Origin of the sequence: Vulcanisaeta sp. (assembly GCF_049966235.1) — an archaeon.
GTDB lineage: Archaea > Thermoproteota > Thermoprotei > Thermoproteales > Thermocladiaceae > Vulcanisaeta > Vulcanisaeta moutnovskia.
Window position 1 is genome coordinate 1 of the sequence record NZ_JBMFVA010000036.1, and the last position, 8,321, is coordinate 8,321.

5 protein-coding genes are annotated in these 8,321 nt (G+C 39.2%); 4 read left to right on the forward strand and 1 reads right to left on the reverse strand.

What is annotated here, in order from left to right:
* From ACP5L5_RS11265 to ACP5L5_RS11275, 3 genes are all read left to right on the forward strand, one after another.
* Nucleotides 1-1,969 (forward strand): ABC transporter substrate-binding protein (locus tag ACP5L5_RS11265; RefSeq protein ID WP_428763867.1); only part of this gene is annotated, 1,969 nt, incomplete at its 5' end.
* 265 nt (nucleotides 1,970-2,234) lie between these two features.
* The gene (locus ACP5L5_RS11270) at nucleotides 2,235-3,251 is read left to right on the forward strand and encodes an ABC transporter permease (protein WP_428763869.1); all 1,017 of its coding nucleotides are present in this window, start codon (nucleotides 2,235-2,237) and stop codon (nucleotides 3,249-3,251) included.
* Nucleotides 3,248-4,189, forward strand: coding sequence for an ABC transporter permease (locus ACP5L5_RS11275; protein WP_428763871.1), 942 nt, complete (start codon nucleotides 3,248-3,250; stop codon nucleotides 4,187-4,189). The genes ACP5L5_RS11270 and ACP5L5_RS11275 overlap by 4 nt, the downstream gene beginning before the upstream one ends.
* 30 nt (nucleotides 4,190-4,219) lie before the next feature.
* Here ACP5L5_RS11275 and ACP5L5_RS11280 read toward each other — a convergent pair whose 3' ends face one another.
* Entirely contained in the window at nucleotides 4,220-6,046 is a 1,827-nt protein-coding gene (locus tag ACP5L5_RS11280; protein ID WP_428763875.1) for an ABC transporter ATP-binding protein, read from the reverse strand.
* Between the two features lie 156 nt (nucleotides 6,047-6,202).
* Here ACP5L5_RS11280 and ACP5L5_RS11285 point away from each other — a divergent pair.
* On the forward strand, nucleotides 6,203-8,321 hold a 2,119-nt coding region (locus ACP5L5_RS11285; protein WP_428763873.1), incomplete at its 3' end, for an ABC transporter substrate-binding protein.

Consider the following 8,321-nt stretch of genomic DNA (forward strand, 5'->3'; position numbering starts at 1 on the left):
GCCCCAGAACGCTGATAAAGACCTAATAGTCATAAACAACTACACATTATCAATACACTTCGACTACTGGTCAGCAACAGGATGGTATTGGTTAGTAATGGAACGTATTGTAAATACTCCATGGCCTGTGTGGAAGAATGTAGTAATGGAGCTGAAGACTATGAATGCTACGCAGGCGTTTTACTTTGGTGAGGATAATATTTCAAAGCTAGTGGTACCATTATGGTCATTGGCGCCCTACTATGCTAAGTGGTCTACTAGCCCAACTTCAATAACCTTTGTTCTTGAGCCGGAATACTTCAATGGTGTGCCATTATTAGCCACGTGGAATAAAATCATCCCATTCCACACATGGCAGTATTACCCACAGATAACGGTTTATAGGGTATCTACATCTACAGGCACTACTTTAGCTGAGGCTCTTAAACTTGGCAACACATGGTGGCCCTCATGGGATCCAACACCCGCCTATGTTTCGGCACTTAATAAATCCGGTTACGTGACTATACTAATACCTGATATATCAATACTAAGCTTTGCGGTTAATGTAACGTATCCATGGAATATTCCCCAGGTTAGGCAAGCTTTACTTTACATTATTAATAGGACTGAGGCAGCCTTAGCTTGGACAACACTTAAATACACCATACCAGTTTACATCAATATTCCAGCACCAGAGCCCAATGTTGCTCCAGGCTTCTGGTTGACTTTCCCACCAGACATTAGGCAATATGACATTAACTTCACTCAACCAAACTGGACTAAGGCGGCTGAGCTCCTTGAGTCAGCTGGATTATACTACAAGAATGGGCAATGGTACCTACCAAACGGAACACCATTAACATTGACGGTAACCATGAGTGGGACAGGTTGGTGGCCCACTGTAACCCAGGAAGTTACCTTGCAGTTAACTAACTTCGGTATCCCAACTAAAATGGAGCTTGTTGAATCAGGCTTATGGTCACAGCTATGGCCATGCAATATGCAGGCCCGTGGTGATTGGAATTTCGCAGGCGCTAATAAGGGCGGTATTAATGAATTATGGATTTATTATGATGAGGCCCAGTGGACTGCTGGAGCTTTATTCATGGGTGGTTGGTGTGTTTCAGACACTACTGTACCGTTTGATTACCCAATAATCCAGGATAATCACATTACTGGCTGGTATTGTAAACCATTAACCACTAACCTGCCAATACCGAATAACACTATAACTTGGTGTATTAACTCAACCTTCGGTTACATTAACTTAACCAATTGGGAGAATGCCATAACGGCTGCTGAGCCTGGTTCATCAACATACTATGAGTTAGTTAAGGCATTCTACGCCTGGAACTTGTATTGGGTACCTGCTGTTCAGATTAGTGAAATTAATCTTGGTCAGACTTTCCCAATCAAGTACGTTGACCCCATGTGGGCTTATGACTGCATGCCATACAGTAATCCTAAGTATACTGCTGCGGCGTATTCACTATTCCATGATTGGGCTATGGGTTGGGGTTGGGATGGTTTTGATCCATTCTGGAACATATTAGTCATAATGGGTGCTTTTGCTCCTCCTGGTGTTATTCCGCCGTTGGCTCAAGCAATCATTAATGGTTCGTTGTGGACTAATCCGTATTTCCATAAGTGGGCTGTTTTAATAGGCTTACCTAACCCTGATCCTCAATTGCAGGCTTGCGTAGCCTCATACTTCCACACAACGTACACACCAGTAACAACCACAACTACAACAAGCACCACTACGACTACCACCACATCAACAACCACGACCACAGCAGTAACAACAGCCACCACTACAGTCACATCAACAATCACATCAACAAGCACAGTAACAAGCACAACAACAGCAGTATCAACAGTAACCGTGACTAAACCAGTAGTCAGCACAGCCCTAATAGCAGGAATAATAGTAATCGTAATAGTCATAGCAGCAATAGCCGCCATTATAGCAATGAGAAGAAGATAATCTATGGATCCTTAATTAAAAACTAGGTGCAAATTCCTTTTTTAATTAGTTAAATTATCTTAACAATCCCTAAGCAACAATACACTATTATGAGCATCATTATGGCAACTATATTAAACATTACCTTATATTTACGTTAATTTAAAATCTCAGCATTATACTCATACATCATTTTTAAACTTCTCTACGTCGTGAATTATAAGTTATACTTTAATCATTGCTATTGGGGAAAACTTTTTATTAATAAGACGGTTACCTATAGTCTATGAAATTCCCTACTCAAACATTAATAAGCGTTGCGAAGAGAGTGGGTATTTATGTTGCAGCGTTCTTTGTAGCCATAACTGTTAATTTTATTTTGCCTAGGTTAATGCCAGGTAGTGCTTTAATTACATTATTAACTATGTTACAGGGTACTCTAAGTGAGTCAGGTGGTAGTTCTGCTTTGGTTGCAGCTGAGATAAAGCAAATAGAGGAGTCTTTTGGACTTGTACCCAAACCATGGTATATTGAGTACTTTGATTACATTAAGGGTATTTTCACCGGTAATCTGGGTGTATCAATAACATTTTACCCAACATCAGTAATGCATATAGTATTGCCTTCAATGGTGTGGTCAATTGGATTAGTTGTTGTTTCATCAGTATTAGCGTTCTTCCTAGGTTCATGGTTAGGATCAGTGGCTGCAATGAGACGTAGAACCACAACTGATGCATTAATAGTAGTTATTGCATCAATATTAGCTACAATACCCGCTTTCGTAACAATAATGTATTTAGAGATGGGATTTTCAGTAAACCTTCACTTAGTGTCTTTAACATTCCCGAACACGAGAACATTCGGTACTAAAACTTTAATGGAGCTTCTTAACTTCTACTCAATACCAGTAGTAGGTATGATTCTTTCTTTACTTTCAGGTTTTATACTAGGCATGAGAAATAATATGCTTCATACCATGAGGGATAATTATGTATTGTATGCTGAATTACTTGGATTTAAGAACAGTACGATAAGAAGAATTATTTATAGAAATTCACTATTACCTAATATAACTGGGTTTGCATTAATATTAGGCTTAGCCATAAGTGCAGCATTAACGGTGGAAGGGTTATTGACGATACCTGGTGCAGGTTACTTCTTTGGATTATCTTTAACATCTAAAGATTTACCGCTAATTCAAGGTTACTTCTTCATAATAGTTCTAATGCTATTAATAGCAATAGCTATAACTGAAATCCTTTATGGTATAATTGATCCAAGAGCTAGAGGTGCATCCACATGAGTATCGGCAGTAGGGTAATGAACACGCTTGGTAAAGTTATATTTGCTAATAAGTTTATTGCAGCTGGATTCATTTTACTATTAGCGGACTTAGTTATGGGTATTATCGGCGCATTCTGGACCCCTTACTCAGTTAGCTCAACCTTCAGTTTCTCCTCACCACCATCATGGCGTCATCTACTCGGCACTGATGCATATGGACATGATGTATTAAGTGAAATGCTACATGACACGCTATCAACGCTTCTGGTTGGTTTTGGCGTTGGTGTATTAGTTGCATTGCTATCTACATTAATAGGATTATTAGGTGGGTATTATGCAGGTAAGGTGGCAAGTGTAATTATTGATATCATAACTATAACGGTATTAACAATACCTGGCGTAATACTACTAGTAGTAATGGGTTCATACTTCAGGACAGCTAACTTAGGTTTAAGTTACAGTATTACAATATTAGCATTAGCGTTAGTTGGTTGGGCATTTGGAGCTAGGCAAATTAGGGCTCAGGTCTTATCATTATCTAATAGAGAGTACATAATCGCATCAAAATTAATTGGTGAGAAATCATACAGAATAATTTTTACTCAGCTGTTACCACCAATATTACCACTAACCTTTGCGCAATTCCTTTTTGGAACATTATATGGCGTACTCTCACTAGTTACAGCAGAATTTTGGGGTGTTTTACCAGCAACCTCAAGTAACCTTGGAACAATGTTAGCCTTCATAACAACTAATGCAGCATATGTCAGTAATCAATGGTGGTGGATACTTGGGGCAATAATACCAATACTAATACTTGGGGCTGGAATAGGTTTGCTTAATATCGGTATTGATGAAATCATAGACCCTAGGCTTAGGGAGATAAAAGCTCCTAAGATTAAGAGGAAAGTAGTAATAACTACAGATGAGGGTAATCAAGTGACGATAGAAGCATAGAATAGAAATATAATGATGTGCATAATCATTTTAAAATTCCTTATATGGATCAGGTACCGCCTCTATTAATTTCCTAGTATATTCATGCTTAGGATTATAGATCACATCATTAACATTACCTCTCTCCACTATTTTACCATTATATATGACCATTACTTCATCAGCTACATAGCTTACTGTGGCTAAGTCATGAGTAATATATAATATTGATATACCCATACCTTTAAGTCTCCTAAGCACATTCAACACACCAGCCCTAACTGAAGCATCAAGCATGGATACTGGTTCATCAGCTATGAGTATTTTAGGCTCAACTGCAAGTGCTCTTGCTATTGAAACCCTTTGCCTTTCACCACCAGATAACTCATGGGGGTACTTTTCAAGGTACTTCTCAGGGGGTCTTAACCCAACTATGCTTAGCAACTGAATTATTTTGTCATTCAGCTCCTTAGCATTTCTAGCTTTTCCATGTATCATGAGAGGTCTCGCAATATGCCACCTAACATTATGTCTAGGATCTAAGGATGAGTATGGGTCTTGGAAGATCATTTGAACTAACTCTCTATACCTCTTACTTGCTCTTAATGATGGATTAGAATAATTCATGCCGTTAACTATTATTTGCCCTGAAGTCTGCCTCTCAACTCCAGCTAGAATCTTAGCAATAGTTGATTTACCATGACCACTACCACCTACTAGGGCAGTAATGACTCCTTTTTTAAGTTCAAAGGATACACCATTAACTGCATATATTCTTACTCTTCTAAGGCCTCTCCATACAGTATATACCTTATGAAGATCTTTAGCCTCTAAGATTATGCCATCAGCATTATTATTAATATTACTATCACTTATTATTTCCTCATAATAATCAGGTCTAATGGAGATTGTTGAGATATTTTCATTAGCACGAAAGCATTTGCTTCTATGAGACCCATCAATATTAATTGCCCTTGGGGAATTACTTAAACATTCACTAAGTCTAAATGGGCATCTATCGTAAAATCTGCAACCCGGCTTAATATCCACTAAGGCTGGTGCATTACCGGGTATTGATAGTAACATTTTCCTACGCTTAATGATTGACGGTACACTATTCAATAGTAATAATGTATAGGGGTGCCTTGGATCATTCAATAACTGTTGTTTTTCACCGATTTCAACAATCTCACCAGCATACATTACAGCTACTCTATCAGCGAACATCATCATTAATGGTAAATCATGAGATATTATTATTATTGTGAAGCCGAGCTTCCTTTGAATATGCTTTAAATCTCTGAGGATTTCGTATTGAACAATGACGTCTAAGCCAGTTGTTGGTTCATCAAGGATTAATAAATCAGGGTTAAGTAGCATTGAGGTTGCTAACACTACCCTTTGCCTCATGCCTCCTGAAAGTTCAAGAGGATACATGCTTACTACCTCATGTGGTAATCTCATTAATTCCAGTTTCTCGAGTATAAGCTTATCAATATCAGGACCATCATATCCATGCTCCCTCAGGGCCAGCTTCATGAAGTCACCAATCTTAGTTACAGGATCAAGCGAATCCATAGCATATTGAGGCACAAAAGACATTTTTCTCATTCTAAGGGCATTTAATTCATTATTACTCATTTTTAAAATATTCTGACCCTCAAATATAACAGAACCCCCTAATATTTTGCCAGGTGGTTTCAGATTATTATAAATTGACATAGCTAGTGTACTCTTACCGCACCCTGATTCACCTACAATAGCTAAAATCTCACCCTTGTACGCATCAAATGAGACACCAGTTACAGCAAATATGAAGCCGCTTGGCGTATAATATCCGGCTATTAAATCCCTAACGCTCAATAATGTATTTCTCATTGAGTACACTATAATTCACCACATGTTTTTAAAGTTTTATCAGAATTAGGCTAATGGTATACAATATAGGATACAACTCGGCAAATAACGTACAGCAAAGTTTATTTAATCCAGCATTTGAATAAAACTTAAAAATGACTTCTTAGTTTATCCATGATGCAACTTGATAGCTTCAAGTGGTTAGGATCAAGAACCTTAGTTAAAACTACTTTCTTAATAATAACTGCAATGCTTGTAGTGGCTCTCTCCTTAAGCTCCCTTCATGTTGTGTTATCTCAACAGCAACCTAGTCTGAATCCTCAACCCGTGTTTCCATGGGCTTCGAGTTACCCAATGTTCACTGCAATAACAGGTTCGGGTCTAGCACCTACAAGTAATTGGAATATTTGGGGTCCTCAGACATCTCAATGTAACGCATGGTTGCCTTTTGTTATGGAACCATTAGCTATACCTGACTTCATGACTGGCCAATTATATCCGATTCTTGCAGTTAACTGGACTTGGGAAAATAATTACCATGATTTAATAGTTAACTTGAGACGTGGAGTTTACTTCTACTGGAATGGTACATTACCCAATGGTACTCATGTTGTTATTGAATGGCCGTTTACAGCTAAGGATGTTTACTGGACATTCGTGGATTACTTCAAAATATACGGTAACCCATATAATGTATCAGTGATAGTACTGGGTCCATATACTGTTGATTTCCACTTCCCTGGTCTCACTAATGTCCAGTACGCGTATTACTCATTACTCCCAACATACATAGTGCCTTGGGAGCAGTACGCTAATTTATCCAATCCGGCCACTGCTGTAATTTATCCACCAGTGGGTACTGGGCCATTCTATGTATGTGGTGGTTCATCAACAATAATATACTTCTGCAGAAACCCAGTATACTGGATACCAGGTAGACCCCTTATACCTAAGGCTGCATACATACCAGGTACAACTGACGCCTTCGTCTTTGAGACGCTAGCTGAAGGTAAGGCCCAGTGGGGTAGTGCTGGTAGTACTGGTTCAACACCGTTTAGTAAACTATTCACATATGCTAATCCGCAATACTATCATGGAATGGCCAGTTTAGGTAATGGGTCTGGTGGTCAGCCTTCGGTGCTTTGGATTAACTTCGCCCAATTAAACTATTGGCCATGGAACGAGAGCTGGTTTAGGTTAGCATTATCACTGGCAATAAATAGGACTGCCGTAAGCATCTACACTCAATTTGGATCACCATACGGTGGCCCACCAACACCTGGAGACTTCCTGCCATCACCAATGGAGCAGGAATGGCTTAACTCAACCGTTATTCAATTAGCGCACCAGGTTATTCAGTATAATCCACAGGAGGCTCGTCAAATATTAATTGAGCATGGTTTTAAGATAATAAACACTACAAATGGACCTGAACTACTATTCCCCAATGGTACAGCATTCCCAACCATAACTGCCATTGATTATGCAGGTTTCCCAGACACATTCGGTGTTAACGTTATTGTTGGCGAAGAATGGAAGCAGAACTTAGGCATTACAGTTAATGTAATATCCGAATCATTATCAACGCTATTCACTTATGAGGAGACTGGGGAGCAACCGTTTGAGTTAATGTATTGGCTAGCCTCTGGTTATTCACCATACTTAATTTGGACTCAGGAATTCGTTCCTGCACAAGCATTAACAGTTTACCCGAATGGATCATACTACCTTAATATAACGTACATTAAGACTGTGGGAACCTACATGTATGATGATCCAGGAAGGTGGATTCCACCACCGCAATTCATTGAGGACTGGATTAAGGCTGGTTCAACAGCGAATGTAACTGAACTAAAGAAGTACTATAACGATATGGCAATGGTGTTAGTAAAGGAGTTACCAGGCATCCCTGTAACATTTACTGCCTGGCCCAGGTATGAGTATGAGGATCAGTACTACATTGGATTCTCAACGCCTGAATACTTCTATACTTGGGATACTGAAATATGGGCCGTTGGCTCAGAATTAATGATACTTAACATTGCGCCAAGACCACCAGGCATGACGCAGCAGCAGGAAATAGCGTACACTCAGGAAGCTTGGAATGATTTATTAGCATTCCTATATGGTAAAGCCAACACAGCAACACCACCATCACTATTAGACTACTTAAAACCATATCAAATACCAGTTACATCAACCACTACCACAACTAGCACTACTACGACTACCACGACGACAACTACGACCACAGCAGTAGCTACTTCAACGGTGACTAGTACAGTCACATCAACAA

What these genes read in the sequence shown, in the direction of transcription:
- ACP5L5_RS11270 (WP_428763869.1), top strand. Translation starts at nt 2,235, where the DNA reads ATGAAATTCCCTACTCAAACATTAATAAGCGTTGCGAAGAGAGTGGGT.
- ACP5L5_RS11275 (WP_428763871.1), top strand. Translation starts at nt 3,248, where the DNA reads ATGAGTATCGGCAGTAGGGTAATGAACACGCTTGGTAAAGTTATATTT.
- ACP5L5_RS11280 (WP_428763875.1), bottom strand. Translation starts at nt 6,046, where the DNA reads ATGAGAAATACATTATTGAGCGTTAGGGATTTAATAGCCGGATATTAT.